30 protein-coding genes are annotated in these 26517 nt (G+C 43.2%); 8 read left to right on the forward strand and 22 right to left on the reverse strand.

Annotated features, from left to right (window positions below; all coding sequences use genetic code 11):
• Positions 1-2: 2 nt before the first annotated feature.
• From nuoH to SKC37_RS09930, 8 genes are read right to left on the reverse strand one after another with little or no spacing between them, the layout of a single operon-like run.
• On the reverse strand, positions 3-1127 hold the full coding sequence (gene nuoH / locus SKC37_RS09895) for an NADH-quinone oxidoreductase subunit NuoH (protein ID WP_377981320.1): 1125 nt from the start codon (positions 1125-1127) through the stop codon (positions 3-5).
• Positions 1128-2159, reverse strand: coding sequence for an NADH-quinone oxidoreductase subunit G (locus SKC37_RS09900; RefSeq protein WP_377981321.1), 1032 nt, complete (start codon positions 2157-2159; stop codon positions 1128-1130).
• 20 nt (positions 2160-2179) lie between these two features.
• Positions 2180-3520: an NADH-quinone oxidoreductase subunit NuoF gene (gene nuoF, locus SKC37_RS09905; protein ID WP_377981322.1), complete on the reverse strand. Its 1341-nt coding sequence runs from the start codon at positions 3518-3520 to the stop codon at positions 2180-2182.
• A gap of 8 nt (positions 3521-3528) precedes the next feature.
• On the reverse strand, positions 3529-4014 hold the full coding sequence (locus SKC37_RS09910) for an NADH-quinone oxidoreductase subunit NuoE family protein (RefSeq protein WP_130922893.1): 486 nt from the start codon (positions 4012-4014) through the stop codon (positions 3529-3531).
• Positions 4015-4017: 3 nt separating this feature from the next.
• Positions 4018-5253 (reverse strand): NADH-quinone oxidoreductase subunit D, encoded by a 1236-nt coding sequence (locus SKC37_RS09915; RefSeq protein ID WP_130922892.1) that lies wholly within the window; start codon positions 5251-5253, stop codon positions 4018-4020.
• Between the two features lie 9 nt (positions 5254-5262).
• Positions 5263-5760 (reverse strand): NADH-quinone oxidoreductase subunit C, encoded by a 498-nt coding sequence (locus SKC37_RS09920; protein ID WP_377981323.1) that lies wholly within the window; start codon positions 5758-5760, stop codon positions 5263-5265.
• A gap of 2 nt (positions 5761-5762) precedes the next feature.
• On the reverse strand, positions 5763-6311 hold the full coding sequence (locus SKC37_RS09925; RefSeq protein WP_130895043.1) for an NADH-quinone oxidoreductase subunit B: 549 nt from the start codon (positions 6309-6311) through the stop codon (positions 5763-5765).
• A 47-nt stretch (positions 6312-6358) separates the two neighbouring features.
• Positions 6359-6727, reverse strand: coding sequence for an NADH-quinone oxidoreductase subunit A (locus SKC37_RS09930; RefSeq protein ID WP_223131237.1), 369 nt, complete (start codon positions 6725-6727; stop codon positions 6359-6361).
• A 153-nt stretch (positions 6728-6880) separates the two neighbouring features.
• Here SKC37_RS09930 and guaB point away from each other — a divergent pair, with 153 nt between their 5' ends.
• Positions 6881-8350, forward strand: a complete 1470-nt coding sequence (gene guaB, locus SKC37_RS09935) for an IMP dehydrogenase (protein ID WP_130895041.1) — start codon at positions 6881-6883, stop codon at positions 8348-8350.
• A gap of 46 nt (positions 8351-8396) precedes the next feature.
• Here the strand turns inward: guaB and hemE are convergent, their stop codons facing one another.
• Positions 8397-9428, reverse strand: coding sequence for a uroporphyrinogen decarboxylase (gene hemE / locus SKC37_RS09940; protein WP_377981324.1), 1032 nt, complete (start codon positions 9426-9428; stop codon positions 8397-8399).
• Between the two features lie 230 nt (positions 9429-9658).
• Complete coding sequence (locus tag SKC37_RS09945) at positions 9659-9946, reverse strand: four helix bundle protein (RefSeq protein WP_377981325.1); 288 nt, start codon at positions 9944-9946, stop codon at positions 9659-9661.
• A gap of 164 nt (positions 9947-10110) precedes the next feature.
• On the opposite strand from SKC37_RS09945, the gene yihA reads away from it, so the two are divergent.
• The 3 genes from yihA to SKC37_RS09960 are packed head-to-tail and all read left to right on the forward strand — an operon-like array spanning position 10111 to position 11735.
• Positions 10111-10725 carry a ribosome biogenesis GTP-binding protein YihA/YsxC gene (gene yihA, locus SKC37_RS09950; protein WP_377981326.1) on the forward strand — a complete coding sequence of 205 codons (615 nt, stop codon included), beginning with the start codon at positions 10111-10113 and terminating at the stop codon, positions 10723-10725.
• Between the two features lie 33 nt (positions 10726-10758).
• Positions 10759-11253, forward strand: a complete 495-nt coding sequence (locus SKC37_RS09955; RefSeq protein WP_377981327.1) for a DUF5606 family protein — start codon at positions 10759-10761, stop codon at positions 11251-11253.
• A gap of 5 nt (positions 11254-11258) precedes the next feature.
• Complete coding sequence (locus SKC37_RS09960; protein WP_377981328.1) at positions 11259-11735, forward strand: GNAT family N-acetyltransferase; 477 nt, start codon at positions 11259-11261, stop codon at positions 11733-11735.
• A gap of 52 nt (positions 11736-11787) precedes the next feature.
• Here the strand turns inward: SKC37_RS09960 and SKC37_RS09965 are convergent, their stop codons facing one another.
• The 10 genes from SKC37_RS09965 to SKC37_RS10010 all read right to left on the reverse strand — a co-directional run bounded on the left by SKC37_RS09965 (position 11788) and on the right by SKC37_RS10010 (position 21917).
• The gene (locus tag SKC37_RS09965; protein ID WP_377981329.1) at positions 11788-12111 is read right to left on the reverse strand and encodes a c-type cytochrome; all 324 of its coding nucleotides are present in this window, start codon (positions 12109-12111) and stop codon (positions 11788-11790) included.
• Between the two features lie 58 nt (positions 12112-12169).
• A complete protein-coding gene (gene murQ, locus SKC37_RS09970; protein WP_377981330.1) occupies positions 12170-12994 on the reverse strand; it encodes an N-acetylmuramic acid 6-phosphate etherase in 825 nt (274 codons plus the stop codon).
• Position 12995: 1 nt separating this feature from the next.
• Positions 12996-14366: a dipeptidase gene (locus SKC37_RS09975; protein WP_377981331.1), complete on the reverse strand. Its 1371-nt coding sequence runs from the start codon at positions 14364-14366 to the stop codon at positions 12996-12998.
• Between the two features lie 20 nt (positions 14367-14386).
• Positions 14387-15031, reverse strand: a complete 645-nt coding sequence (gene plsY / locus SKC37_RS09980) for a glycerol-3-phosphate 1-O-acyltransferase PlsY (RefSeq protein WP_377981332.1) — start codon at positions 15029-15031, stop codon at positions 14387-14389.
• Positions 15032-15133: 102 nt separating this feature from the next.
• Complete coding sequence (locus tag SKC37_RS09985) at positions 15134-17653, reverse strand: DUF5686 and carboxypeptidase-like regulatory domain-containing protein (RefSeq protein ID WP_377981333.1); 2520 nt, start codon at positions 17651-17653, stop codon at positions 15134-15136.
• Between the two features lie 55 nt (positions 17654-17708).
• The gene (gene rdgB, locus SKC37_RS09990; RefSeq protein WP_377981334.1) at positions 17709-18308 is read right to left on the reverse strand and encodes an RdgB/HAM1 family non-canonical purine NTP pyrophosphatase; all 600 of its coding nucleotides are present in this window, start codon (positions 18306-18308) and stop codon (positions 17709-17711) included.
• Positions 18308-19186, reverse strand: coding sequence for an FKBP-type peptidyl-prolyl cis-trans isomerase (locus SKC37_RS09995; protein WP_377981335.1), 879 nt, complete (start codon positions 19184-19186; stop codon positions 18308-18310). The genes rdgB and SKC37_RS09995 overlap by 1 nt, the downstream gene beginning before the upstream one ends.
• A gap of 2 nt (positions 19187-19188) precedes the next feature.
• Positions 19189-20034, reverse strand: coding sequence for an FKBP-type peptidyl-prolyl cis-trans isomerase (locus SKC37_RS10000; protein ID WP_377981336.1), 846 nt, complete (start codon positions 20032-20034; stop codon positions 19189-19191).
• Positions 20035-20038: 4 nt separating this feature from the next.
• On the reverse strand, positions 20039-20878 hold the full coding sequence (locus tag SKC37_RS10005) for an FKBP-type peptidyl-prolyl cis-trans isomerase (RefSeq protein ID WP_377981337.1): 840 nt from the start codon (positions 20876-20878) through the stop codon (positions 20039-20041).
• 10 nt (positions 20879-20888) lie between these two features.
• Positions 20889-21917, reverse strand: coding sequence for a DHH family phosphoesterase (locus tag SKC37_RS10010; RefSeq protein WP_377981338.1), 1029 nt, complete (start codon positions 21915-21917; stop codon positions 20889-20891).
• 71 nt (positions 21918-21988) lie between these two features.
• On the opposite strand from SKC37_RS10010, the gene SKC37_RS10015 reads away from it, so the two are divergent.
• Entirely contained in the window at positions 21989-22399 is a 411-nt protein-coding gene (locus SKC37_RS10015; protein ID WP_377981339.1) for a nucleoside-diphosphate kinase, read from the forward strand.
• Here SKC37_RS10015 and SKC37_RS10020 read toward each other — a convergent pair whose 3' ends face one another.
• Both SKC37_RS10020 and SKC37_RS10025 read right to left on the reverse strand, forming a co-directional pair.
• Positions 22400-24013 carry an ArnT family glycosyltransferase gene (locus SKC37_RS10020; protein ID WP_377981340.1) on the reverse strand — a complete coding sequence of 538 codons (1614 nt, stop codon included), beginning with the start codon at positions 24011-24013 and terminating at the stop codon, positions 22400-22402.
• Positions 23991-24608, reverse strand: a complete 618-nt coding sequence (locus SKC37_RS10025; RefSeq protein ID WP_377981341.1) for a phosphatase PAP2 family protein — start codon at positions 24606-24608, stop codon at positions 23991-23993. The genes SKC37_RS10020 and SKC37_RS10025 overlap by 23 nt, the downstream gene beginning before the upstream one ends.
• 88 nt (positions 24609-24696) lie before the next feature.
• Between SKC37_RS10025 and SKC37_RS10030 the strand changes: the two genes are divergently transcribed.
• The 3 genes from SKC37_RS10030 to plsX all read left to right on the forward strand — a co-directional run bounded on the left by SKC37_RS10030 (position 24697) and on the right by plsX (position 26513).
• On the forward strand, positions 24697-25236 hold the full coding sequence (locus tag SKC37_RS10030; RefSeq protein ID WP_377981342.1) for a YceD family protein: 540 nt from the start codon (positions 24697-24699) through the stop codon (positions 25234-25236).
• Between the two features lie 14 nt (positions 25237-25250).
• Positions 25251-25442 carry a 50S ribosomal protein L32 gene (rpmF, locus tag SKC37_RS10035; protein ID WP_377979187.1) on the forward strand — a complete coding sequence of 64 codons (192 nt, stop codon included), beginning with the start codon at positions 25251-25253 and terminating at the stop codon, positions 25440-25442.
• Positions 25443-25568: 126 nt separating this feature from the next.
• Positions 25569-26513: a phosphate acyltransferase PlsX gene (plsX, locus tag SKC37_RS10040; RefSeq protein ID WP_377981343.1), complete on the forward strand. Its 945-nt coding sequence runs from the start codon at positions 25569-25571 to the stop codon at positions 26511-26513.
• Positions 26514-26517: the final 4 nt, after the last annotated feature.

Genomic DNA, 26517 nt, shown 5'->3' on the forward strand with positions numbered 1-26517 from the left:
CGCTATGCTAATTTTTTCTTCACAAATAATTGATCGTACACCACGATTCCCGCGATGAAAACGACCACTCCACCGATTCCAATTAGAATCTGTTGGTCTAATAAAATACCTAATCCGGTTACCACCACATTAAACATCGCTAAAGGAATTAAGCCTGACCAGCCTAAGCCCATTAATTGATCGTAACGGAAACGGGGTAATGTCCAGCGTACCCACATAAAGATGAATACGAAGGCCAAAGCCTTTCCAATCAATGCTCCTGCTCCGATCAAAGTCGCTGCCGTAGCACCTAATTGAGCTGTTACAAAATCGATTCCTGGATAATCATAGCCACCAAAATAAAGCGTCGCCATCACTGCTCCTGAAATAAACATGTTGATGTATTCCGCGAACAAATAGAAGCCTAATTTCATAGAAGAATATTCCGTATGGTATCCCCCGATTAATTCAGTCTCACACTCCGGTAAGTCAAATGGCGTACGGTTACATTCAGCGAAGGCACAAATCAAGAAGATAATAAAGCCCATCGGTTGGTACAAGATGTTCCAGTGACCGTTTTGTTGCGCCTCCACGATTGCCTTGGTTGAAAGGGAACCTGTCATCATCAAAATCGCGATGATCGAAAGACCCATCGCTAATTCGTAAGAGATGTTTTGGGATGCAGCACGAATCGCGCCTAATAAAGAATACTTGTTATTAGATGCCCAGCCACCAATTAAGATGCCATAAACACCTAAAGAAACGATACCGAATACCCATAAAATACCAATGTTCACATCGATACCTTGTAAGTCAAATGTTACATCTCCGATCGTGATCGTGTCTCCAAAAGGAACCACCGCCGAAGTCATCAACGCCGTTAACATGGATAAACACGGGCCCATAATAAACAGCCACCTGTTAGAGTTCGCCGGGATGAAATCCTCCTTCATGAACATCTTCACCGCATCCGCTAAAGGCTGCAAAATCCCAAAGGGACCCGCTCTATCTGGTCCGATACGGTCTTGCATAAACGCCGCAATTTTACGCTCAAAATACGTTGAATAGGCTGCAATCCCCAAAGTGATCGCGAATACGATCCCTATGAAAGAAGCTTTGGCCAAAAATACTGAATCAAATAAGTCCATCTATTTCTTTTTAGATTTAGGTAAAGCAGGTTGAATGCCTACAAAACTACGGTCACGATCATCATTGATTTGCTTGTAATCGCGCGCCGCCTGTAACACTGGGAACGCTGGCTTAATCAAATTCGCACCATATTTATTCGCTGAGATCACCGAATGACGAGACACATTCGTCGGTCCTTCGATCACCCAATCAGACGTCTTTTTCTTGTCAAAACGACATCCATTACAAATGAAATCCGTTACTTCGCCCCACATGTTCTTGCGACCCGTCACGCGAATTACTTCCTCCCCTTTGTACCAGATCGTAGCTTTACCTGAACATTTCTCACACTCGCAATGCGCATCTACTGGCTTCGAGAACCATACACGGCTCTTGAAGCGGTAGGTTTTATCTGTCAAAGCGCCCACCGGACACACATCAATCACGTTACCAGAAAAGTCGTTATCAATCGCCTTCTCGATGTAGGTACTGATTTCCGCGTGATCTCCGCGGTGCATCACCCCGTGAACACGACCATCTGTGATTTGATCCGCTGTATACACGCAACGGTAGCACAAGATGCAACGGTTCATGTTCAGCTGAATGTTCGGACCTAAATCCGTCGGCTCAAACGTATTACGCTCTTCTACCGTACGCGTCGATGAAACACCGTGCTCGAAAGAGAAATCTTGCAAGTGACATTCACCCGCTTGGTCACACACTGGGCAATCCAATGGGTGATTTAATAACAAAAATTCCACGATGCCCTTGCGTGTTTCTAACACGTCTTCGTTCACCGTATTTTCCACGATCATCCCGTCTTGAACGGCTGTAATGCAGGCTGGAACTAATTTAGGCATCGGACGAGGATCTTTTTCAGAACCCGCTGTCACTTTCACTAAACAAGCACGGCATTTTCCACCTGAACCTTTCAAAGGCTCATAATAGCACATAGCTGGCGGAGCAACCTCAGGCCCGATCATGCGAGCTGCCTGCATGATGGTGGTTCCTGGTTCTACCTCAAGGGTGATATTATCTATCGTAACTTTCATATTCGTTAATTTCTGCCAAATTATTTTGTCCAACTAGCCCCCTTGCGCATAAATACCGCGCCTGGTTTTGTCGCTAATTCTGGGTGTTCAATATGCCACTCGAACTCATCGCGGAAATGGCGAATCGCCGCAGCCACTGGCCAAGACGCCGCATCCCCTAATGGACAAATCGTATTTCCTTCAATTTTCTTCGCTACATCGACTAACAAACCGATGTCTTCTTTGCGACCTTGACCGTGCTCGATGCGGTTTAATACCTTGTCCATCCAACCCGTACCTTCGCGGCATGGAGAACATTGTCCACACGACTCGTGGTGGTAGAACTTCGCAAACGTTAAGGTATTGTGAACGATACAAGCTGTCTCATCCATCACCACAAAACCACCTGAACCTAACATCGTACCGGTAGCAAAACCACCATCCGATAAAGATTCATAAGTCATCAAACGCTTCTCTCCAGCTGCTGTCGTCAAGATTAACTCGGCTGGCAAGATCGGCACAGACGAACCACCGGCTACGACTGCTTTTAATTTATGTCCATCGCGAATACCGCCGCACCATTCATCTGAGTAGATGAAATCTTCGACCGTAATTCCTAATGGGATCTCGTAAACACCTGGTTTCTTAATGTGACCAGAAGCCGAGATTAATTTCGTTCCTGTACTACGTCCTACACCAATCGCCGCATAGGCATCGCCACCGTTATTCACGATCCACGAAGTGGCTGCGATAGATTCTACGTTATTCACTACCGTAGGACATTGCCATAAACCTTTCACCGCTGGGAAAGGTGGCTTATTACGAGGATTACCTCGTTTACCTTCTAAGGATTCTAATAAAGCGGTTTCTTCTCCGCAGATATAAGCACCACCACCAGGTTGAACAAAAAGATCAAGATCGTAACCTGAACCTAAAATATTCTTACCTAATAATCCTTTATCGTACGCCTCTTGAATCGCTTTTTCAAGGATGTTGATCACATACATCAATTCGCCACGCACATAGATGTACGAGGTGTTTGCGCCTAGGGCAAACGAAGAAACAATCATTCCTTCGATCAAGGTATGTGGAGATTTCCACATCAAATAGTGGTCCTTGAACGTACCAGGCTCTGATTCGTCCGCATTACACACTAAATAACGAGGCACACCCTCAGGCTTAGCCAAAAACGACCACTTCATACCTACCGGGAAACCTGCGCCTCCACGACCACGTAGACCTGACTTTTTCACTTCTTCCGTGACTTCGTCAGGAGTCATTTTTTTAATCGCTTTTTTGACCGCTGAATACCCACCATGCTTCATGAACACGTCTATCGTGTCGATGTTAGGTACGTCTATATGTTCGGTTAATATCTTCATCCTAGGCCTTATTTGCTCAGTTCATCTATAATTTCATCCACTTTCTCTTTCGTTAAGTGCATGTAGTATTTTTCACGGATTTGGAATACAGGACCCCAACCGCAAGCGGCTAAACACTCCACTTCTTTGATGGTAAACTTGCCATCCTTCGTTGTTTCGCCGGTGTTAATTTTCAAACGTTTCTTCAAGTGATCGTATACTTCCACGCCACCCATTAAGCAACAAGGGCCCGTACGACAATACTCAATCACGTGCTCTCCTACCGGTTCCAAGTGGAACATCGTGTAGAATGACGCTACCTCGTATACCTCGATTGGAGAAATGGAAAGTAGGGACGCTACATAATCCATTACCTCCGGCGAGCACCACTTCCACTCCGCTTGCGCTAAGTGAAGAATAGGCAACAAGGCCGACTTCTGCTTTCCATCCGGATAGCGGGCGATAATTTTTTTCACTAATTCCAGCGTTTCTGCTGGGAAAACAATCTTGCTCATGTCTTATGTATCTAACTCTCCTGCAATTACGTTCATCGATGACATCGTTACGATTGCATCTGAAAGGGTGGTTCCCTTGATCATCTCTGGGAAAGCCTGGTAATATATAAATCCGGGACGACGGAATTTCAAACGGTAGGGCGTACGACCTCCGTCAGAAACTAAATGGAAACCTAATTCCCCGTTTCCGCCTTCTACTGAGTGATAAACCTCACCTACCGGTGCATCGATCTCTCCCATCACAATTTTGAAGTGGTAGATCAAGGCCTCCATGTTTTGGTAGACGTCTTGTTTTTTCGGTAAATAATAGTGTGGTGCATCTGCGTGATAAGCTCCTTCTGGAAGATTGTCCATCGCTTGTTGGATGATGCGCAAACTTTGCCACATCTCCTCTTCGCGCACTAAGAAACGATCATAGGTGTCGCCTTTTGTACCTACTGGCACATCGAATTCGAAATCTTCATACGAAGAATACGGGTTCATGGCACGTACATCATAATCGACACCTGCAGCACGTAAGTTAGGACCTGTAAATCCGTAGTTTAAGGCACGCTCAGCTGAAATACCGCCCACGTTTTGGGTACGGTCCATGAAGATACGATTACGCATTACCATGCCTTCGAATTCCTTCAAAGCGGCTGGAAGTTCTTTTAATAATTTTTGGATTTTCTCAATCGCTACAGGCGTAAAATCACGCTCCATACCACCAAAACGACCCATATTCGTCGTCAGACGTGCACCGCACATCTCCTCGTAAATCTCGTAGATAAACTCTCTCCATTGGTACACGTACAAGAAACCCGTTAAGGCTCCGGTATCTACCGCTAGGATGGAATTACACACAATGTGATCCGTCAAACGCGCAAGTTCCATCATGATCACACGCATGTATTGCGCGCGCTTAGGAACTTCGATGCCTAACAATTTCTCTACCGTCATGTGCCAGCCCATATTGTTAATAGGAGCTGAACAATAGTTCATACGGTCTGTTAAAGTCGTGATTTGGTAGAAAGGACGACGTTCTGCAATTTTCTCAAAGGCCCGGTGGATATAACCCACCGTTTGCTCAGCGTCTACGATGGTTTCTCCGTCCATCGTTAAGATGTTTTGGAAGATACCGTGCGTCGCTGGGTGCGTAGGACCTAAGTTTAACGTAGATAATTCATTCACATAAGGTCCCCCTTTTTGTGTTTTATCTAATCCTACATTAGGGCTGTTTACTAAAGCTATTTCAGACATGTCTTTTTATTATCGTCCAAACAATTCATCAATCTTATCGTGACGCGTCGCATCCTCCAACGGATATTCTTTACGCATCGGGTGGTAATCCATCTCGTCCATATTCAGGATACGGGTCAAATTAGGGTGACCTTCGAAGATGATACCATAAAAATCAAACGCCTCGCGCTCCATCCAGTTAGCCGTAGCAAAAAGGCCGGTGATCGTAGGGAAAGTAGGCGATTCGATAGGCGCATAAGCCTTAATCCAAAGACGCACGTTATTTTCCAAAGAATGTAAATGGTAAATCACTCCCAATTCCTGACCTTTAGCCTCCGGAAAATGAATTCCTGCTAAATCCGTCAAAAATTGAAACTTAAATACCGGGTGTGCATACAAGAAGTGAATCATGGGAACGATATTTTCTACCGCCGTAGTCACCTGCAAAATGCCGTGTGACTCGCCTATTCCATAAACACCTTCTTCGCCAAACTGCGCTTGAAGCGCTTCGATTATCTGATCGTTCATACTTATTCGATTCCGTAAGAAGCTAATAAAGCCTTGTATTCTGGTTCATTTCTTCTACGCGTAGTTTCATTTTTTGCCAATTCTTGGATCTGCATAAAGCCATCCAAAATTTGCTCCGGACGTGGCGGGCAACCTGGCACATATACGTCCACTGGGATGATACGGTCAATTCCTTGCAGTACAGAATACGTATCAAAAATACCGCCAGAACAAGCACAAGCCCCTACCGACAATACCCAACGTGGCTCAGCCATTTGGAGATATACCTGTTTTACAACCGGCGCCATCTTCTTAGAGATGGTTCCCATCACCATCAAAACGTCCGCTTGACGGGCAGAGAAACTTAAACGCTCCGCACCAAAACGACCGATATCATAATGAGATGCCATCGTCGACATAAACTCAATACCACAGCAAGATGTTGCGAAAGGTAAAGGCCAAAGTGAATTAGCGCGTGCTAAACCCACTAAACTATCTAAAGACGTAGCGAAAAAACCCGCTCCCTCTACTCCTGGAGGCGCTTCAGCCACTTGAACTGTTGAATTACTCATATCTTAATTATCTGTTGAATATATAAACTTTGGCAAGACCAATATGTTTATTTTTCCCACTTTAAAATTCCTTTTTTCAATACGTACAAGAAGCCTACTAATAGTAAGCCCATGAATACGAGCATTTCATAGAAACCGTTCCAAGACAATTGTTTGAAATTAACCGCCCAAGGATACATAAAGACGATTTCTATATCAAATAGCACAAAAAGAATGGCTACTAAAAAATACTTAACTGAGATAGGGGTACGTGCATCACCGATGGATTCAATCCCGCATTCGAAAGCATCATCTTTCTTTTTAGAGTGTCTTTTAGGACCCAATGCGTGAGTGGCTAACATCGTAGCGACGATAAATGCCAAAGCAGCTGCTAGCTGAACAAAAATAGGAAGGAAATCCTGAGGTTGATAGTTCATTACGAAGGCTTAAAAATTCAAGCCGCAATTTACAGCTAAAAATCTAAATCTGGGAGAAAATTTCAGAAAAGGATTGAATTATTTAAGAAATTTCGTGTAATTTTGTCCTGCAAATAAGGGCACTCATTCAACACCCGGTACAAATTATTTGCTATGCTTGATTCCACTAAATTTCTTTTCGAAGCCTTAACGTACGATGACGTACTTTTGCTTCCCGCTTATTCCGAGGTTTTACCCCGTGAAGTAAGTACTTCCTCACGCCTTACGCGCAACATTTGGTTAAACATTCCGATTGTTTCTGCGGCGATGGACACCGTTACGGAAGCTGATTTAGCGATCGCTTTAGCGCAAGAAGGTGGCATCGGGATCATCCATAAGAACATGACGATTGCACAGCAAGCCGCTCAAGTTCGGAAGGTAAAGCGTTCTGAATCAGGCATGATCATCGATCCGGTGACCTTGAAAGACAACTCTACTTTAGGAGATGCACAACGAATCATGAAGGAATTCAAGATCGGTGGCATCCCTGTGATCGATAATGACGGAAAATTAGTGGGCATTTTGACGAACCGTGATTTACGTTTCCAAAAGCAAACCGCTCGTCCAGTTAGAGAGATCATGACGAAAGACAATTTGATTACGGCCAAAGAAGGAATCAGCATGGAAGAGGCCGAAAGCATTTTGCAAGAATACAAAATTGAAAAATTACCGATCATCGACAAGAATGGCAAATTGATCGGATTGATTACTTATAAAGATATATTGAAGCGCAAGTCTCATCCTTTGGCATCGAAAGATCCACTAGGTCGTCTTCGCGTAGGTGCAGCGGTGGGTGTAACGCCAGATTTATTAGACCGCGTGCAAGCCCTAGTACAAGTGGGCGTCGACGTTATCAGTATTGATACGGCTCATGGTCACTCGAAAGGCGTCATCGATGCCTTGAAATCAGTGAAGAAAGCATTCCCTACGTTGGATGTGATCGTAGGTAACATCGCGACAGGTGAAGCAGCCGTTGCTTTAGCAGAAGCGGGAGCGGATGCGGTGAAAGTGGGTGTAGGCCCAGGAAGTATTTGTACGACGCGTATTATCGCCGGTGTGGGTATGCCACAATTGACGGCGGTGTATGAAGCGGCCAAAGCTTTACAAAAATACGATGTCCCAGTCATTGCTGACGGCGGTATCCGTTATTCAGGTGATGTGGCCAAAGCCATTGCAGGCGGCGCTAGCACCGTCATGATCGGTTCTCTTTTAGCCGGAACGGACGAGGCACCAGGTGAGATGATTATTTTGGAAGGACGTAAATTCAAATCATACCGCGGAATGGGCTCCTTAGAAGCTATGGAAGACGGATCGAAAGACCGCTATTTCCAAGATGCGGAAGACGATATCAAAAAATTAGTTCCAGAAGGAATCGTAGGTCGCGTACCTTTCAAAGGTTCGGTGACGGAGATCTTATACCAAATGGTCGGTGGACTAAAAGCCGGCATGGGCTACTGCGGAGCTTCTTCCATCGAAGCGATGCAACAAGCGAAGTTCGTGAAAATCACTTCAGCCGGTGTGAAAGAAAGTCACCCACACGATGTGAGCATCTCGAAAGAAGCGCCTAACTATTCAGCGAAATAAGATTTTAGTCTATAAAAGAAAAAGCCCTGATCTCTCAGGGCTTTTTTTATGCTTGATAATTCTGAATCGTATCCACGAAGCACTGAACCTTGTCTGGGTCAATGTCGGGATAAACCCCATGACCTAGGTTCGCAATATAACGCTGCGTCCCAAATTGATCAATCATCTTTTTAGTCTCCGCTTCTACTGTCTTAAAGTCGCCATACAAAGCACAAGGGTCTAAATTTCCTTGTAAAGTCTTGTTAGGACCTACTAATCGACGTGATTCCGCGATATCCATATTCCAGTCCAAACCAATGGTCGCACAATTAAGTGCCGCCATTTCCTCGCGAGCGAAGAATGCGCCTTTGGCAAAAAGCGTCACCGGAACTTCCGTCACCGCATCACAAATTTGCTTTAAATAAGGAGTTGAAAACACCGAATATTGCGCAGGAGACAAAATCCCCGCCCATGAATCAAAAATCTGAACTAAATTAGCCCCAGCCGCGACCTGTGCTTTCAAATACGAAATCGTAGAATCCGTAATCTTTTGCAACAAAGCATGCGCTAACTCAGGCTCAGCATATAACATCTTTTTGGCCTGCGAAAACGTCTTCGACCCTTTCCCCTCGACCATATAACAGAAAATCGTGAAAGGCGCGCCGGCAAAACCAATCAAAGGTACCTTACCAGCCAACTCCTTTTTCACGATCTTAATCGCATCTAATACATATTTCAAATCCTCTTCCGGATTTGCATCCCTAATCTTCGCCAAATCCGCTTTCGACCGAATCACCTCCGGAAAAACCGGACCCTTTTGCTCCTCCATCACGTAGGGCAAACCCATCGCCTCCGGCACCACCAAAATATCAGAAAAGATTATCGCCGCATCCACCCCAAAACGCGTCACCGGCTGAATCGTCACCTCCGCCGCCATTTCTGGATGCGTCGCTAGACCAATAAAAGAACCTGCTTTCGCACGCACCGCTCTATATTCAGGTAAAATCCTCCCCGCCTGACGCATCACCCAAACCGGGATTCGCTCCACAGGCAAACCCTGCGCGGCACGAAGAAGAAGATCGTTTTGTAGTTTTTCCATATCTGACACAAAGTTAAGGTAAAATAGTCCGAAGGGAAAGAGTCCGGAGGGAAAAAGTCCGAAGGGGAAGAGTCCGAAGGGAAAGAGTCCGGAGTCCGAAGGGAAAGAGTCCGGAGTCCGAAGGGAAAGAGTCCGGAGTCCGAAGGGAATTAGAGATACTTTATTTCGTTCCGGTTTAGCGACCGCGATAGACCATTTAACATTTTTGAAATTTCAATTAATTGATTATTTCATTCATTATATTCTTCGATTGAAATATAGTTCAATTTAAAGCCTAAATAATTCATCGACCGCACTTCACTTGCTGAACCTAACGCAATAAATAAAAATCTTTTAAACTCTTTGTCTGAACTTCGATCAAACCCCTCTGCAATATTATTAGCTATAGAAACTGAGGCTCTTTGAATTTGATTTTTAAATCCCCAATCTAGATTTTTTGCATAATATCTATATATTAAAAGAGATTGATTAATTGATTTTTGCCAAACAAGTAGATCCTCAAACCTAGAAACTCGCATATAGTTTATTTCCTAAACGATTTTTAGGATATCTATCGTATCAATAATCTGATAATCTACTTTGGACTTCTAACTAATCTACTCCGGACTTCGGACTCCCTCCCATCGGACTCTTTCCCTTCGGACTATTTTCCTTACCTTTGTACCTCATCATCACCCGCCCCATGGCTCAGATTAACGCTAAATTCGTTACCAGTAACACCGACTTTAAGAATTGCCCTCCAGCAAGATTTCCTGAATTTGCCTTTATTGGCCGTTCGAATGTGGGAAAATCATCTTTGATAAATTCATTAACCTTTCATAAAGGTTTAGCGAAAACATCTCAAACTCCTGGAAAAACGCAATTGATTAATCACTTCATTATTGATGAGAAGTGGTATTTAGTGGATTTACCGGGTTATGGTTTTGCAAAAGTCAGCAAGGAAAAACGCAAGGAGTTTGAGAAAATGATCTTTGATTATTTAATTCATCGGGAGAATTTGACCTGCTTGTTTGTGTTAGTTGATATTCGTTTGAAGCCTCAGGCGGTGGATATTGAGTTCATGAGCCGTATGGTGGAGGATGAAATTCCGTTTTATCTCGTATTTACGAAAGCTGATAAGTTATCTCAAAAGCAAGTGAACGAAAGTGTGGACTTATACAAAAACTTCCTATTAGAAATGTGGGATGAACTTCCTCCTTTGTTCATTACTTCGGCGGAAAAGCACGTAGGTCGCGAGGATATTTTGAAGTCCATCGATGAATTAATTCAAACATCCCCTTACAGAATAGGGAAATAGTACTAATTTTGCCCCCATAACAAGCGAAAAAACATGGATTTATTGAATGAAGTTGCCCATATCTCGGGAAAAAGTGGATTGTACAAAGTATTAAAACCTACGCGGACAGGTGTGATTGTGGAGACTTTGGACGCTGCGAAACAAAAATCAGTGGTAGGTGGTCAAACACGTATCTCAGTTTTAAAGGACATCTCTTTGTATTTAGATGATCACCAAGATAGCACTTTACCATTAGCTGATTTGTTCTTACAAATCCACGCTAAATTCAATGGCGTTTTACCTATCGAGGCAAAAAAAGCAAGTGATGCTGAATTATTTAGCACCTTAGCAACTGTAGTTCCTAACTACGATACAGACCGCGTATTCGCGTCAGACATCAAAAAAATCTTAAGCTGGTATTTGATTTTGGTAGCTAATACGCCAGAATTATTCCCAGCAGCTACAAAAGCAGAAAAAGCACCAAAGGCAGAGAAAGCCCCAGCTGAAAAAGCAGAGAAAAAACCAGCCGCGAAGAAAGCCGCAAAATAATCAATATGCAGATTCGGCCCATTGAATCCGGAGATAATGAAGCACTGGCGAAAGTAATTCGTACGGCTTTAGCGGAATTTGGGGCGAATAAGCCGGGTACGGTCTATTTTGATCCGACTACGGATGCCTTGTACGAATTATTCCGAACAACCGGGTCGTTTTATTACGTAGCCATTCGAGACGAGAAAGTCGTGGGCGGATGCGGAATTTTCCCCACGGAAAATTTACCTCAAGGTACCTGCGAACTTGTTAAGCTCTATGTAGCGAAAGAAGCAAGAGGAACCGGATTAGGTAAACAATTGATGGAGCAATCGATGAGCTGGGCAAAAGAAAATGGCTATACGCATGTCTACCTGGAATCGATGCCAGAATTAAAAAAGGCCGTTTCCATTTATGAAAAAGTAGGATTCGCTCCACTTGATCATCCGTTGGGAAACAGTGGTCACGATGGATGTGACATCTGGATGCTGAAAGCTTTATAAAACAAAAAAGCCCTCGATTTTCTCGAGGGCTTTTTTTATCTGTTTAGCTCAATTATTTCAACGAGTTGATATACTTCGCTAATTTAACTGCGTCCTCTTTAGGTACTGTCATAGGTGCCATTGGAGGGTAACCTGGCCAGTTAGCTGGTTGTGGCTTTGCGATTAAAGCAACAATTTTATCTACTGAATATTTCTTCTTAGCTACATCTTTGTAAGCTGGACCCACTAAACGAGCGTCTACTTTGTGACAAGCGAAGCAAGTATATTTAGTCATTAAAGGCTTGATGTCTGCAGGAAAATCTTCTGCTTTTGCTTGAAAGCCAAAAGCCATTGTTCCGAACACAAATGTTAAAATAAGTTTTGATATGTTTTTCATACGAGGTATTTGATTAATTATGATACAAATTAAGGGATTAAAGCGTTATTATCCCAATTTATTTTGCTTGAATTGCATCTACTGCATTTCGTACGCTGCCGTGTTTTTCTAAAAGGTCTGCTGCCACCTCATCACTAACGCCTGTTGCTTCTCGAACCATACGAATTGCACGCAAGACTAATTTGTGATTACTTAACTGCATATCCACCATTTTGTTTCCTCTTACACGACCTAATTGGATCATCACGGCGGTGGATAGCATGTTCAAAACGAGTTTTTGGGCTGTCCCAGATTTCATTCGAGTACTTCCTGTAACATATTCAGGACCTACCACCACTTCAATAGGGAACTTCGCTTCAGCAGCCACGGAACTCCCAGCGTTGCAGACAATGCATCCCGTTAATATACCACGTGCGTTTGCATCACGTAAACCTCCGATTACATAAGGCGTTCGTCCAGAAGCTGCGATTCCTACCACGGTATCTAGTTCGTCGATACCATAAGCTTCCATATCCAGCCAAGCCTGTTTCTCATCATCCTCCGCATTCTCTACTGCCTTGCGAATGGCTGAATCGCCACCAGCAATCAATCCGATAACCCAGTCATGCGGCACTCCATAAGTAGGTGGGCATTCAGATGCATCGACTACGCCTAAGCGACCAGAAGTTCCAGCACCGATATAAAACAGACGACCGCCTTGCTTCATTCGCTTAACGATTTCGTGCACTAAAGCTTCAATCGCTGGAATGACTTTTTCGACGGCCAAAGGAACCGTTTTATCCTCCGCGTTGATTTGACGCAAGATCGTATCTACCGTTTGTTGCTCTAGGTTGTCATACGTAGAGGTAGATTCTGTTGCTAAAGCACTTAAATTTTCAGACATATTATTTCGATAATGACGCGAAGTTTTTAAAGAAATGAGGAATCGTCTCTATCCCTTTGTAAAAATTAAATAGACCATAATGCTCATTAGGAGAATGAATTGCATCAGAATCTAGGCCAAAACCCATCAAAATAGACTTAATCCCTAATTCTTTTTCGAACAAGGCCACAATCGGAATACTACCGCCACCTCTTGTAGGCACGGGTTCTTTCCCAAAAGTGGTCGTCATTGCCTCTGAAGCCGCCTGGAAAGCAAGGCTGTCTGTAGGCATCAAATAACCCTCTCCACCGTGGTGAGCAGTCACTTTCACCTTCACTCCCTTAGGCGCAATCGCTTTAAAGTGTTCCGTAAATAGACGCGTAATTTCAGCCGAAGATTGATTAGGCACCAAGCGCATTGAGATTTTAGCATACGCCTTTGAAGGCAATACCGTCTTGGCTCCCTCTCCTGTATATCCTCCCCAAATTCCGTTGACATCTAGCGTTGGGCGAATGGAGGCACGTTCTATCGTCGTGAATCCTTTTTCCCCATAAACGGTATCGATGCCTAAATCTTTTTGGTAAGCTTCTAAATCAAAAGGGGTCTGTGCCATCGCTGCTCTATCAGCCGCGCTTACCTCTAGAACCCCATCGTAAAATCCAGGAATGGTGATGTGATTGAATTCATCATGCATCGAGGAAATCATTTGGCATAAAATATTAATCGGATTCGCCACTGCACCGCCATAAACACCGGAGTGCAAATCGCGGTTAGGACCATGCACTTCCACTTCCATATAACTCAATCCACGTAATCCCACATCGATGGACGGAATATCGTTCGCAATAATAGCGGTATCTGAGATCAAAATAACATCTGCTTTCAGTAGCTCTTTATTCGCCGCGACAAAATTGCCTAAATTATCAGAGCCCACTTCTTCCTCACCCTCGATCATGAACTTCACATTACACGTCAAATTACCAGAGGCTAGCATAGCTTCAAATGCTTTCAAATGCATAAAAACCTGCCCTTTATCATCACAAGCACCACGTGCGTAAATGACCTCCTCTTTAATGACCGGTTCAAAAGGAGGATTATCCCACAGGTCCAACGGATCTGCTGGCTGCACATCATAATGACCATAGACTAAAACAGTAGGCGCAGACGGATCCACCATTTTCTCTCCATAGACAATTGGGTAACCTGGTGTTTCTTCTAATCGAACGTGGTCTGCTCCAGCAGCGCGCAAATTGTTAGCTACCCATTCCGCCGCCTTGCGTACGTCACCTGCATAAGCCGGATCCGCCGAAATCGAAGGAATACGTAATAAGTCCAAAAGCTCCGCCAAAAACCGATCCTTGTGAGCGGCAATAAATTCGTGTGTTGATTGCATAATAAATGAAGATAGAAAGGCTATAAACGTCCTTTTCGAGGAATAAGATACATCCGATTTTCGGTTCCTGAAATGATTCGACCGATATTTTTACGGTGCGTAAAGATCACTAAAAAGGAAATGATAAATCCGAAATAAATCAAAATGGGTAATTCTTTCCCAAACACCCCAAATTGAAGCAATAGAGGAAAAACTAAAGAGGTTACCATCGAACCTAAAGAAACATAATGTGAGATGGCAAATACGAGCAAAAATACCAAACTACTCACTAAAGCTGCCTGCGGATGTAAGGCGATAACCATCCCTAAGGTCGTTGCAACCCCTTTGCCCCCTTTGAAATCACAAAAAACGGGCAGAAGATGGCCAATGATAGCTAAGAATCCAAACAAGATTTTCAGCGTTACACAGGTTTGCCAATCCACTAAACCGAAAGAATATAAAACGGTGGCTAAACTAGCTGCGGCAAAGCCTTTTAAGGCATCCACAAACAAAACGATCGAACCCGCCTTTTTACCTAAGACACGAAAGGTGTTGGTTGCACCTGCATTACCACTCCCATGTTCGCGAATATCAATCCCGTGGTAGCGATCACCATACCAAATTGCCGTCGGGATAGACCCTAACAGGTAACTTAATAATGATAGACCTACGAGAATTAAAAGCATAATAGAATGGTTGTAACCTTGTAAATATAGGGCTCCAATTTTATGAAATCAAATACAGCAAAAACATTCTTGAAATGTTTAAACTTTTGTCTTTGGAATGTTCTAAAAAGAGAAATTAACCGAGGCCATCAACCTAAATCGCTGAGGATTACCATGATCTAAATAGGTCAATCGATGAAAGGCCTGTACGCGTAAAATTTTAAAAATATTATCAATACCGTAGCCCACTTCCGCAAATGGCTTGTTGGGGTCCAAAGAATCAAACGAATATTGATCTAAGAATTTCGAACGTAAAGGACTATTCACATCTTTCATAATTTCACGGTTCGCCGTACGCTGACTTCCCATTAAAATATTACCAGAAGCAATGAAACGCCATTTTAATTTTTTGATCAAGGGAATGCGGTTAAACAATAATCCCTCAAAATTATGATTGTATTGGAGGGACGCATATTGGTCGCTGACGAATTCAAAATAATTCATCGTTGAATAAGCGGACCGCACAAAGAAGAACGTTTCATTACCTAAATGAGGAAACAAGAGTGGCGCCGGTAAATTAGAGGGGGTATAACCGGCAGTAAAAGTATAATCTGAGCGCCCTAAGGTACCTAAACGGAACGTTTGGTGCGCTTTTAAAGTAACTCGATCATAAGTAAAATCTCCTCCTAAAAAGCCTTTAAACCCATGCTGGTATTTAAGGGTTATCACCGGAATTCGCTTCGTAGCTAAAGTAATCCGCTCATTTCCATTCATGATGAATGTCTCATTCTTCGCGAATCGAAGTTCCACGGTCGCAAAAGTCTCTTGGTAATAATCCTGCACCGCGGACGCACGCCCCAACTCTGGATTTAATCGGTATTGAAAACGGAATAAGGGATCAAAAGAACGTGTATTCAAGGAGGTGGTTACCGTCAGACCTTTGAATAATTCCGACGAGAAAAAGGCTTCCGATTCCCTCCTAAAGAACGCCCCAGAAAAGGCTCCCCAACGAGTAAAAGAGTAAAATAATTTATTGTCCCCAATCAACTCAGGAGTTAGACCCACTCGCTCGATGTCATAAGAATGTCGAATACCAGCGACGGTCCATTTCTTTTTCGAGAATAGGTAATTCACTTCAGCTGCATACTTAGGGACTAGATCTTTCGTCCCAAAACCCACATTTCCTCTTAAAATCCAGTGTTTATCAAAGTTTGCATTCGTTCTAAAACCCAGGCGAAAACGAGCACCTTCAATTTTATTGACAGCAAAACTAGACACATAAGGCCCCACCTCGATGTCATTAAATTTCTTGTATCCACTTAGAATAATTTCCGCGATCTCCACATAGGTTCGAACTATAGGGAGATTTTGTACAGAATCAATCAAGGCAGATGCCATTAAATCTTGTGTACTCAAAGGTTCGTGACGAGCATACTTCCAAAATTCAGGATTGGGCTGCATCGCATCTTCCGCGACCTCTGTAGTTAAATCATAAAAGCCCAATTCGCGCGGTTTATTGACCACGAAATCTTTGTTAGAGATATACATCTTCAATAACATCCCGGCGCTTCCTTTCGTAATTTCTTCTAAGTCAATCAGGAATCGGGTACGCGCGGGCAACCAAGCACCCGAACTCGTTTGTTCTAATTCTTGTGAAATCTTAATCTTATCGATGAAGTTTAAATTTGCTCCTTTGTCAACCGCTGCATCGATTTGAACTAGCGCTAGCGAAGTCGTATCAATCCACATTTGCCCTCTAAATACCAAATCCATTGGATTCTTAGGATCAAAATCCAATTGGTAACAAACATGACCATCCACATTCACGGTGTCACCTAGAAAATAGCTATAATTTCCTTTCCAATTTTCCCCGATGGGACTAGCAAAGTCTTTGCCAAAAAAGCCCACGTAGTTCTGGTAGAAATTATAATTCGCCACTAAATTCCCTCCTACTAACTGTGAAATTAAAGAACCATCTTTGACCCCCACACCCTTAATGTTGGTCTTAGTGATTGTTTCCTTTTTACGTTGCGGACTTTCTAAATAATAAAACTTACCTACTGACTCCGAGATATAGGTAGGAATGATCAGCTTACCATCTTCTCCAGCTATTTTTTCAAATTTCTTAATCGCCTGAGCGATGTCTTTCATCACCTTTTTTTCTTTGAATTTTTCGGAGATATTATCAACATCCAACTCCATCTTCGCATAGGAGTCATATTCATAGGCTGTTAACTTAGAACGATCATTCTTTTCGCGGTTACGAATCACTCCGCGCAAGATTTTGAATGCTGGATTTTCACCCGAATACACAATCACCTCCGCCATTTCGCGGCCCGTAGGCTCTAACTGAAAGTCAACTTCTTGTAAATTAGCCCCCCGTGTGATTTTCTTTACACGCTTTTTATAGCCTACAAACGAGGCAAAAAGACTATCAGCAGAATATTTTGAATTAAGGGTAAACTCCCCTTGGAAGTTTGTGGTGGCGCCTTGGCTAACCCCCACAAGTCCTACGGAAGCAAAAGGAATTGGGTCACCATTCTTTGCGTCCGACACACGTCCTTTGATCACAAATTGACCACTAGACTGGAAAACCGTTAAGTATAAGAAAATGGCCAGCAAAATGCTGAATTTCAATTTCATGGAGGGTTTTTTATTTGCAAACGTTACAAAAATAGCAAGCTAAGCGAATAATTCGCTATACGTCGGCACATTTCTGTGTTTCGTCTAAGAAGTTTTTGAATTTCTCCAAAGCACGTGCCCGATGGGCGATTTTATTCTTCTCTGCCAAGGTCATTTCGGCGAAAGTACGCGACTCCATTTCGGGCTGAAAAACCGGATCATAACCAAAGCCTTGAGTACCCCGTGGCGATTTCACAATCGTACCTTGAATCTCTCCCTCGAAAGAATAGTATGAACTATGATCGAAATACGTCAATACCGTAACAAAACGGGCGTTTCGATTTGTGTTTCCCTGTAGGTTGTGTAAAAGTAATTGGAGATTCGCTTGATCGTCTTTAGGCTCTCCCGCATAACGGGCAGAATAGACGCCAGGTTCTCCACCTAATGCCTCCACTTCGAGTCCTGAATCATCTGCTAAACAAGATACTTGGAATTTCTCCGCGATATATCGGGCTTTTTGGAGAGAGTTCTCCGTCAAAGTTGCTCCTGTTTCAGGAATCTCTTCTGTGAGTGCCAAAGAACTCAAATCCCGTACCGTAAAGTGATTCTCCAGCAACGCACGAAGTTCTTCGACTTTGTGCTTGTTTTGAGTGGCTAAATAAAGAATGGGGAGCACTATTGAGCGGAAACTACTTCGATCTCAAAATACAAGGGAGAGTAACCTGGAATCGAGGAATTACCAGCGGCACCATAAGCAAGTGTATGCGGTAAAATAGCTTTGCCTTTTTCACCCACCTTTAATTTTAAAGCCGCTTCCTCAAATCCCGGAATTAACTGTCCAGCGCCTGCATTGAAAGACAAGGTGCCTGAACCGAATTTGGAATCATATACAACCTTATTGGACGCATCCGTTTGAATATATCCATAGCCTAAACGACCAGTATAATTCACTTTCACTAATTGGCCAGTCACGATGGCTGCTCCCGTTGGATTTTCTACCGTCTTTTGAAAAACTAAGCCTGAAGTGGTTTTTTCAGGTGTTGTAAATCCATAAGTGGTTTGCATCGCCGTAATTTGATCCGCTTGGTTCTTAATGGAAACTACTTCTACTTCCGCTTTTATAACGGCATAAGCAGGCACATTCCCGAATGTATTAGCCCCAAACGCTAGAGAGGATGGCAACAAAAAAGTCCCTTTATCACCTGCTTTCATGAACGAAACCGGCAAGGTGAACAAACTCTGCGAGACACCGAATACAATGGACTTCGATTGATTGGCGACCTTAGAGGTCGAATCAACCAAGGTCCCATCTAACAATGTCAATTTATAATGTAAAGTAACTAAATCAGCTACGGATGGAGCTGTGGTTGCACCGGCTGAAGTGATGGAATAATACATACCATCTGCCGTACTTTGATAGGTTAGATTACGTTGCTTTAAATAGTTTTGAATATCTGTATTATTCTTAGAAACCTCCTGTTCAACAGGATTTTCTACAGAACAACTTGATATAGCTACCGCTAACGCGAAAAATAAAACTAGATACTTCAACATGCTTATTCAATTTTAGCCACGTAGATTTCGAAACTTAAAGGCGTATACCCCGGAATACTGCTGTTCCCATTCGCTCCATAACCTAGTGCAGACGGAAACACAATAACCGCTTTCTCGCCTAAACGCATTTTCTCAATTCCCATTTGGAAACCTGGAACCGTTTGCGTTCCTCCGATGGTCACGCTCAGACTGTCTGTGCGAGCCATGTTGCCATCAAAAGCTTTCGAACTTAAGAAACGACCCGTGTATTTAATTTTAACTACTTTTCCTTGAGCTGGAATATCACCAGTTCCAGCCTGCAAACGTATGTAACGAAGACCGTCAGTTTGCGTATCCGTTACGGTAAAGCCATTGCGGGTGATATAATCCCGGATTAAATCATCCTGTGTTCTTACCACATACGACTTAATTTTAACTTTCATGGGCGTGTAGGCCGGCAAGTCTGGGAAAGCCTGAGCCGTGCCAGGAATCACCAAAGTGGCTTCCTCCCCCTCTTTCAGTGCTGTCAGCAAAGAAACAAAAACAGGATTACCGTTGCCGTAACGTAAAAAATAAGGAGAATTAGTCGCCCGATTTGTGCTATCTAGTACTTTCCCTGTCACCAGGTTAGAGAACTCATAATGCACATATAGCGAGTCGCCTTTAGACGCTAATTCCCCCGTTGGATTCGATTTAGTCACAAAATAATAGCCCCCATCAGACAAGGCAGCTGGTGTTTGATTTTGACCAGCAAAATAGGCTAAAATCTGTGTTTGATTTTCTTTCGCTTTCAAATCATCTTCTAATACTATATCAGAGAGACATGAAAACGTAAAAAGGGCAATAAATAGGAATCCTAAAACTTTCATTCAATTATTTCTTAGACAATACTTCTAATTCAAATACTAAAATAGCATTTGCAGGGATTCGTGGAGCTGCTCCTTGTGCACCATAGCCTAACGCTGATGGGATCACAAAAGTACCTTTACCTCCTTTTTTCAACAACATTAACGCTTCATTGAAACCTGGAACTAATTGACCTACTGGAGGCATTGCTACACCAGCCCCTTTGTCAAATTCTTTTCCATCTAAGAACGTTCCGATGTAATTAACTACCCATGACTCTCCCATTTGAGGGCTTTCGCCAGCTCCTGGATTTGAGATCGAAGCATATAAACCGGTAGACGTCTTCGTAAATTGCTTACCTGAGCTTGCCACATAAGCCTCGATTAATTTCGCGTCTTTGCCTGTTTGCTCAGCTGATAATTTCGTCATCTCTTTTTCGAATTCTGCACGAGATTGAGATTTTTTGATCTTTACAATGAAACGAACATCTGTACCGCGCTTCAAGAATGGAGGAACGGGTTGGTTTGCATCTTTGAACAAGCTATCTACCGGAACGAAGATAGTTGCGCTATCACCAACCGACAATAGACGTAAGCCATTCTCAAATGACCCTTTAAATGCGCCTGCCGGTGCAGCTGGAGGAACTAAATCTTGTAATGGTTTGCCCTCCTTACGAGAATCTTTAATGGTTGAATCGGCATCGTTTTTGATCACTAAATCAAACGTAATGATGTCACCCTCTTTTAATTTAGCGGCGCTATCATCATGTTCGTGTTTTTGGATTTTAACTCCGTCAATTACTTCGACATTGTTACACGAAGCTAGTGCCATTGCCGCTACTAAAATTACTGCTAGTTGTTTACGCATGATTTTGAATTTATAAATTTTTAACTCGATTTATTTCAGAAAGGTACAAAGGTAACACTTCCATTAGTTTTTTCTTCGCCTCTTCTAAACTTCCCCCAGAAAAACGTCCTCCGGACGCATTTTTATGTCCTCCGCCCTCAAAATAAGTGGATGCAAATTTATTCACGGCAAAAGGTTCAATGGATCTAAATGATAGCTTTACGCCATCTGGACGCTCTATCATTAGGATAGACCAAACACATCCCGAGATTTGCAAGCCATAATTTACGATACCCTCCGTGTCTCCGGCTTGGGAATTAAATTTTGTTAAATCCTCCGCTGTAATCCACAGGAAAGCTAAGTGATACTCAGACAAATACTCCATTCTTTGGCCCAACACATGACCAATAAACTTCAACCGATCGATACTAGACGAGTCAAATACTTTGCGGTGCACCTCATTGGTATTCACCCCTAATTCAATCAAAGCTGCTACCACCGTATGCACATGAGCGGTCGTATTCGGGTGACGAAAAGAGCCGGTATCCGTCATAATGCCGGAATACAAACAAGATCCGATCGCTGGATCCAACAGATTTTCATCGCCCCACTCCAAGATTAAATCGTAGATTAACTCACAGGTAGACGCCGCAATCGTTCGGTGGTAATAATAGTCACCAAAGTCTTCCGGATCCAAGTGGTGATCAATGACCACCTTTTTAGCCCTCGACTTACGCACCACCGGTGCCATATTGTGCAGCCTTTGAATGCCTGAAAAATCGAGACAGAAAATAAAATCAGCGTCTTCCACCAGCGCATCGATTTGCACCTTATGAAGAAGCTCATCGTAAGTCAAGATATCCGCCGCCCCGGGCATCCATTGTAGGTTTGCAGCTACAGATGAGGGCACTGCCACTGTCGCCTGAATGCCTTTTTTCGCTAAATACCCTTGAAAAGCAAGAGTCGAACCAATTGCATCCGAATCCGGATTATAATGGGCGGCAATCACAGCTTTTGTGCCGGGAATAAGTAAGGCTTTTAACTCAGAAATGGAGGTCATAAAATGGGGCTTGCCGGAAATAAATTTGGGCAAACGCAAAGTTAGAGATAAATTTGTTCAAAATTATACCCATGTCAACAAATAGAACTTTCACTATGATTAAGCCGGATGCGGTCGCAGACGGTCACACAGGTCCCATCATTCAACAAATCGAAAAGGCTGGTTACAAAATTGTGGCCATCACGAAATTAAAAATGAGCCCAGAGCAAGCGGGTCAATTTTATGCTGTTCACAGCGAGCGTCCTTTTTATCAAAGCCTATGCGACTATATGTCGAAGAGCGAGATTATCCCGATGATTTTGGAGAAAGAAAACGCGGTAACTGATTTCCGCACTTTCATCGGTTCCACGAATCCAGCTGAAGCAGCAGAAGGAACTATTCGTAAGCAATTTGCCAAATCTCTGGAGGCTAATGCCATTCACGGATCTGATTCAGACGAGAATGCAGCCATCGAAGGAGCATTCTTCTTCCCAGGAGTTTAATTAGCGATGCTTGTAGAAGAGGAATCCATTCTCTTCTTTTAGTAAGATCAAGTTCGGATGGTATTTAAACTTATCTTCTGCATCTGCTTTCAGGATGAAATAAGCCGGTCTATCCAGCTTTTTCGCCGCCAATAATTCATCGCCCGCGGGACTTCCTGCGGGCTTTTGAAAATACAATAGTTGAGCGTAGGACTTGAAACCTACGGGCTCGATGTAGACTTTTTGGCCCATCTTTGCGATATAAAAATCAATCACGGTCGCCTGCGTATATCCCTCAATTTTAGGCACAACTATCGCCATATAAGCCATAATAGTCACTAGCGAAGCTGCCATTAAGGTATGTAATTTCTTTGTGAACAGGTAATAGATCACGGCTACAGCAAATACCAAGCCGATCAAAAACTCCCAACCCGCCCAATATACGGGTGCTTGTAAATTCCCTTGCACGAATACGTCCTTAATGTAGGGAGAAATGAGGCCCGCGTTTTGGCCAATGAATGGAACCGCAGTCAACACCGTCGCTAATAATAAACCCACAAAGCCTATCGCCGTGTTGTATTTCCAATTAAAGCGAAATCCACCTGCCTGCCATTCTTGCAGTACCACCGCAGAGAAATAAGTCAACGGGATCCAACACATAGAGGAATAGTGCACAATTTTCGTCTTCACTATACTAAATAGAATTAAAACCACCCAAAACAAAACTTTCATCCAGTTCGAAAAGTCCAATTCCTCGCGCTTCCAACGAAACAAACGAGCCCCCGCCCAAATCGACACCGGGAAACATCCAATCAACAAGACGATAAAGTGGTAATAAAAGGGCTGACCATGCCCTGCATCCCCCGTGGTCATCAAGCGTACCTGGTAGGTAAAGAAATCCTCAATGATCTGCCAGCCGAATTTATAGGCAATCAAACCATACCAAGCCACAAAGAAAAATACAGAGATCAATCCTGCAACAACCGCACCGGTGAACAAGCGGCCATTTACTCTCGAACGGTACAAAATCCCTACAAAAAAGAGGGTTAATGCCCAAAGGAGCAATGCCGCGGGACCTTTGGTCAACAAGGCTAAACCAATGGCAATACCGGCAAATATGACATTTCTGAAACGCGTCGCATCCTGAAAAAATTCCGAAAAGAAATAAACCCCTAAAAAAATCAACAAATTGAAAAGCGGATCGATAATCCCGGAACTCGCATACACATGCGGTGTAATCGCGACCAGATAAGAAAATGCCCAAAGGTTCCCAAAATTCGCGCCCCAGGTCTTCTTCCCTATCGCATACAGTGACCAAAGGGTGGCAATCCCAATGATCGCATTGGGAAAACGCGCGGCAAATTCCATCGAAATGTCTGATTGACCTGAGAACGAATCAAAGGCCATAAAACTCAAAGCCTGTAACCAAAGGAACAAAGGTGGCTTCTCCCAGAAGGGTTGAAAATTAATTTGTACGCTTAAAAAATCCCCCGTCACGATCATCTCCCGGGCAGACTCCGCAAAGTTCACCTCATCCCAATCGAATAGATGTGTCGACCCTAAAAAAGGAATATAAACTGCCGCTCCCACGAGGGCCCAGAAAAGGTAAGGTTTACTTTGAACTGCTTTTAGCATAGTGGATCGAATAAAATAAGGCCGATGAGCCTACTCCGATGGCCGCCCCCACGAGGGTATCCACTGGAAAATGTTGAAATAAATAGACTCTGGAATAAGCAACGCCCACGGCCATTAAGCCAGCCAGCGCTCCCCAGAACCAGCGACGCAACAGCACCGCCACCCAGAAAAACATAAAAAAGGCAGCCCCTGTATGACCAGATGGCATTGAATTGTATTCGCTGATTAGAAGTCCGGGAATGAGGTGCCATTTCACACCGGAACCAGCAAAAAAGGCTAAAGGTCGCAGCGCGTCCGTAAACACCAGATGCTTTAATCCTTGAATCAAACCAGTAGACAAGGCATAGGAATACACATAAGGCAAAGCGTAAGCTTTCTGAAAACGAAACAAGTAAACCAAAAGCAAAACGGGTAGAACGACTTCAGCCGTGGCAGTCAGCGCTTGAAAGGCCAAGTCAGCAAGAGAGGAGTTATTTCCGTTGATGAGTTGAAGCTGATCAATACGTTCAAATGAACCCACGAAAAGCCAACCGAGTACTTCGTAAAAAATAAAGATTGCTAAAAATGCTTTTATAGCCGGACTCCAATGCTTCATGCCTCGAAATTACGAATTTGTTCAGCGCTACTATTGCTGTTTTCGAATATTTTCGTAATTTCGCATTCTTTTTTACCCAAGAGTGAAAATGAACGTCCTAGAAGCATACCAGATACCGATACTTTCTTTAGAGGATAAAGTATACCCGTATTCCTTCATTGGGAATGATGAATTTTTCGCTGCTTTCGAGCAGGAATGGGTCCAAAAGGGCGAATTTAACGCGAAAGCGACGTTAGATAAATCGGCTACGATGATACAGGTGAAACTGGTTATCGATGGCCATTTGAAATTAATTTGCGATCGATCAAATGAGGAATTTGAATTCCCCATCCACATTGATGAGAAGATTATTTATAAATATTCGGATCACAATGAAGATATGGGAGACAACTTATTCTTGTTAGACAGAAAGTCGCCTAAATTAGATTTATCGCAAGATTTGTTTGATTTCATTGCCTTGCAGGTGCCTATGAAAAAGTTGCACCCGCGGTTTGTGAAACCTTTAGACGAGAATGTAGACGGCGAGTTGATTTATACAACAGACCCAGAAGACGAAAATAAAGCCGATCAGGAGCCAGAAATGGATCCAAGATGGGCAGCATTAAAAAAATTAACAGACAATAATTAATAAATAACAATACAATGGCACATCCTAAAAGAAAAATCTCTACAACTCGTCGTGATACAAGAAGAGCGCATGATTTCGGAACTCCAAGACATTTAGGAGTTGATCCACAAACAGGCGAAACTCACCTTTATCACCGTGCTCACGTACATGAAGGTAACTTGTTCTACAAAGGAAAAATGATCGTAGAAGGATTCACGGTTAAGTAATTCCCTGGTAGACTGCAGCTTTTCTCTGTTTTTTCAGTAAAACTGAAAAAATCCCGTTAAAATGCTATTTTTTGACTAAATTTAATGCTATTTTTGCCAAAAGCTTTAGTAATTAAACATAATTAAATGAAAATAGCCGTTGATGTGATGGGCGGGGATTATGCCCCAGAAGCTGTAATTGAAGGAATACTTTTAGCGTTATCTAGTCTTTCAAACGACGACACTATATTAGCCGTAGGTCCACAGGACACCATCGAGCAATTATTATCGAAACACGGGTATGCAGGCAAGCAAATTGCCATCATTCACGCGGATCAGGTAATTGAAATGGGTGAACATCCGACCAAGGCACTTTCTCAAAAACCCAATTCCAGTATCGGAGTTGGGTTTCATCTTTTAAAAGAAGGCAAAGCTGACGTCTTTGCTTCTGCAGGAAATACCGGCGCTATGATGGTCGGTTCTTTATTTTCTGTAAAAACCATCGAAGGAATTTCTCGCCCAGCGATAGCCGGTTTCGTTCCGCAAGAGGACGGCACCTACGCTTTAATGCTGGATATTGGCGCGAATGCGGATTGCAAACCAGAGATGTTAGATCAATTTGCGGTTTTAGGCTCAGTGTATTTTGAGGCTACTACGGGAAAGAAAGCACCACGTGTGGGCTTGATGAACATAGGCGAGGAAGAGCAAAAAGGAAATATCCTTTCGCTAGCGACACACGCCCTTTTAAAAGAGAACAAGAAGATCAACTTCATTGGAAACTTAGAAGGAAAAGACTTCTTCAAGAACAAAGCAGACGTTATTGTGACGGACGGATTTACAGGAAACATTATTTTGAAGATGGGGGAATCTATCTACAAGATCATGAAAGACCAGGGAATCACGAATGACTTTGTGGAGAATACGAATTACGAAAAATACGGCGGTAGCCCGATCATCGGGATTAATGGGAATGTGATTATTGCACACGGGGCGTCTAGTCCTTTGGCAATCAAAAACATGATCAAACTTTGTAGATCCGTTGTAGAATCAGATGTGTGCGGTAAGATTAAGGCCGCCATCGAGAACCAATAATGAA

This window comes from Aquirufa esocilacus, assembly GCF_042715595.1.
In the GTDB taxonomy this organism is placed as follows: domain Bacteria; phylum Bacteroidota; class Bacteroidia; order Cytophagales; family Spirosomataceae; genus Aquirufa; species Aquirufa esocilacus.

Bases quoted from the DNA above. Each gene is read 5' to 3' on its own strand.
- SKC37_RS09930 (WP_223131237.1), bottom strand. From the start codon at position 6,727: ATGAACTATCAACCTCAGGATTTCCTTCCTATTTTTGTTCAGCTAGCA.
- SKC37_RS09995 (WP_377981335.1), bottom strand. From the start codon at position 19,186: ATGTTGAAGTATCTAGTTTTATTTTTCGCGTTAGCGGTAGCTATATCA.
- SKC37_RS09955 (WP_377981327.1), top strand. From the start codon at position 10,759: ATGGATTTATTGAATGAAGTTGCCCATATCTCGGGAAAAAGTGGATTG.
- yihA (WP_377981326.1), top strand. From the start codon at position 10,111: ATGGCTCAGATTAACGCTAAATTCGTTACCAGTAACACCGACTTTAAG.
- SKC37_RS09920 (WP_377981323.1), bottom strand. From the start codon at position 5,760: ATGAACGATCAGATAATCGAAGCGCTTCAAGCGCAGTTTGGCGAAGAA.
- nuoF (WP_377981322.1), bottom strand. From the start codon at position 3,520: ATGAAGATATTAACCGAACATATAGACGTACCTAACATCGACACGATA.
- SKC37_RS10015 (WP_377981339.1), top strand. From the start codon at position 21,989: ATGTCAACAAATAGAACTTTCACTATGATTAAGCCGGATGCGGTCGCA.
- SKC37_RS09985 (WP_377981333.1), bottom strand. From the start codon at position 17,653: ATGAAATTGAAATTCAGCATTTTGCTGGCCATTTTCTTATACTTAACG.
- SKC37_RS10000 (WP_377981336.1), bottom strand. From the start codon at position 20,034: ATGAAAGTTTTAGGATTCCTATTTATTGCCCTTTTTACGTTTTCATGT.
- SKC37_RS10020 (WP_377981340.1), bottom strand. From the start codon at position 24,013: ATGCTAAAAGCAGTTCAAAGTAAACCTTACCTTTTCTGGGCCCTCGTG.
- SKC37_RS09975 (WP_377981331.1), bottom strand. From the start codon at position 14,366: ATGCAATCAACACACGAATTTATTGCCGCTCACAAGGATCGGTTTTTG.
- rpmF (WP_377979187.1), top strand. From the start codon at position 25,251: ATGGCACATCCTAAAAGAAAAATCTCTACAACTCGTCGTGATACAAGA.
- plsX (WP_377981343.1), top strand. From the start codon at position 25,569: ATGAAAATAGCCGTTGATGTGATGGGCGGGGATTATGCCCCAGAAGCT.
- SKC37_RS10030 (WP_377981342.1), top strand. From the start codon at position 24,697: ATGAACGTCCTAGAAGCATACCAGATACCGATACTTTCTTTAGAGGAT.
- SKC37_RS09900 (WP_377981321.1), bottom strand. From the start codon at position 2,159: ATGAAAGTTACGATAGATAATATCACCCTTGAGGTAGAACCAGGAACC.
- hemE (WP_377981324.1), bottom strand. From the start codon at position 9,428: ATGGAAAAACTACAAAACGATCTTCTTCTTCGTGCCGCGCAGGGTTTG.
- SKC37_RS09925 (WP_130895043.1), bottom strand. From the start codon at position 6,311: ATGAGTAATTCAACAGTTCAAGTGGCTGAAGCGCCTCCAGGAGTAGAG.
- SKC37_RS09910 (WP_130922893.1), bottom strand. From the start codon at position 4,014: ATGAGCAAGATTGTTTTCCCAGCAGAAACGCTGGAATTAGTGAAAAAA.
- plsY (WP_377981332.1), bottom strand. From the start codon at position 15,031: ATGCTTTTAATTCTCGTAGGTCTATCATTATTAAGTTACCTGTTAGGG.
- murQ (WP_377981330.1), bottom strand. From the start codon at position 12,994: ATGTCTGAAAATTTAAGTGCTTTAGCAACAGAATCTACCTCTACGTAT.
- SKC37_RS09945 (WP_377981325.1), bottom strand. From the start codon at position 9,946: ATGCGAGTTTCTAGGTTTGAGGATCTACTTGTTTGGCAAAAATCAATT.
- guaB (WP_130895041.1), top strand. From the start codon at position 6,881: ATGCTTGATTCCACTAAATTTCTTTTCGAAGCCTTAACGTACGATGAC.
- SKC37_RS10005 (WP_377981337.1), bottom strand. From the start codon at position 20,878: ATGCGTAAACAACTAGCAGTAATTTTAGTAGCGGCAATGGCACTAGCT.
- nuoH (WP_377981320.1), bottom strand. From the start codon at position 1,127: ATGGACTTATTTGATTCAGTATTTTTGGCCAAAGCTTCTTTCATAGGG.
- SKC37_RS10025 (WP_377981341.1), bottom strand. From the start codon at position 24,608: ATGAAGCATTGGAGTCCGGCTATAAAAGCATTTTTAGCAATCTTTATT.
- SKC37_RS09960 (WP_377981328.1), top strand. From the start codon at position 11,259: ATGCAGATTCGGCCCATTGAATCCGGAGATAATGAAGCACTGGCGAAA.
- SKC37_RS09965 (WP_377981329.1), bottom strand. From the start codon at position 12,111: ATGAAAAACATATCAAAACTTATTTTAACATTTGTGTTCGGAACAATG.
- SKC37_RS10010 (WP_377981338.1), bottom strand. From the start codon at position 21,917: ATGACCTCCATTTCTGAGTTAAAAGCCTTACTTATTCCCGGCACAAAA.
- SKC37_RS09915 (WP_130922892.1), bottom strand. From the start codon at position 5,253: ATGTCTGAAATAGCTTTAGTAAACAGCCCTAATGTAGGATTAGATAAA.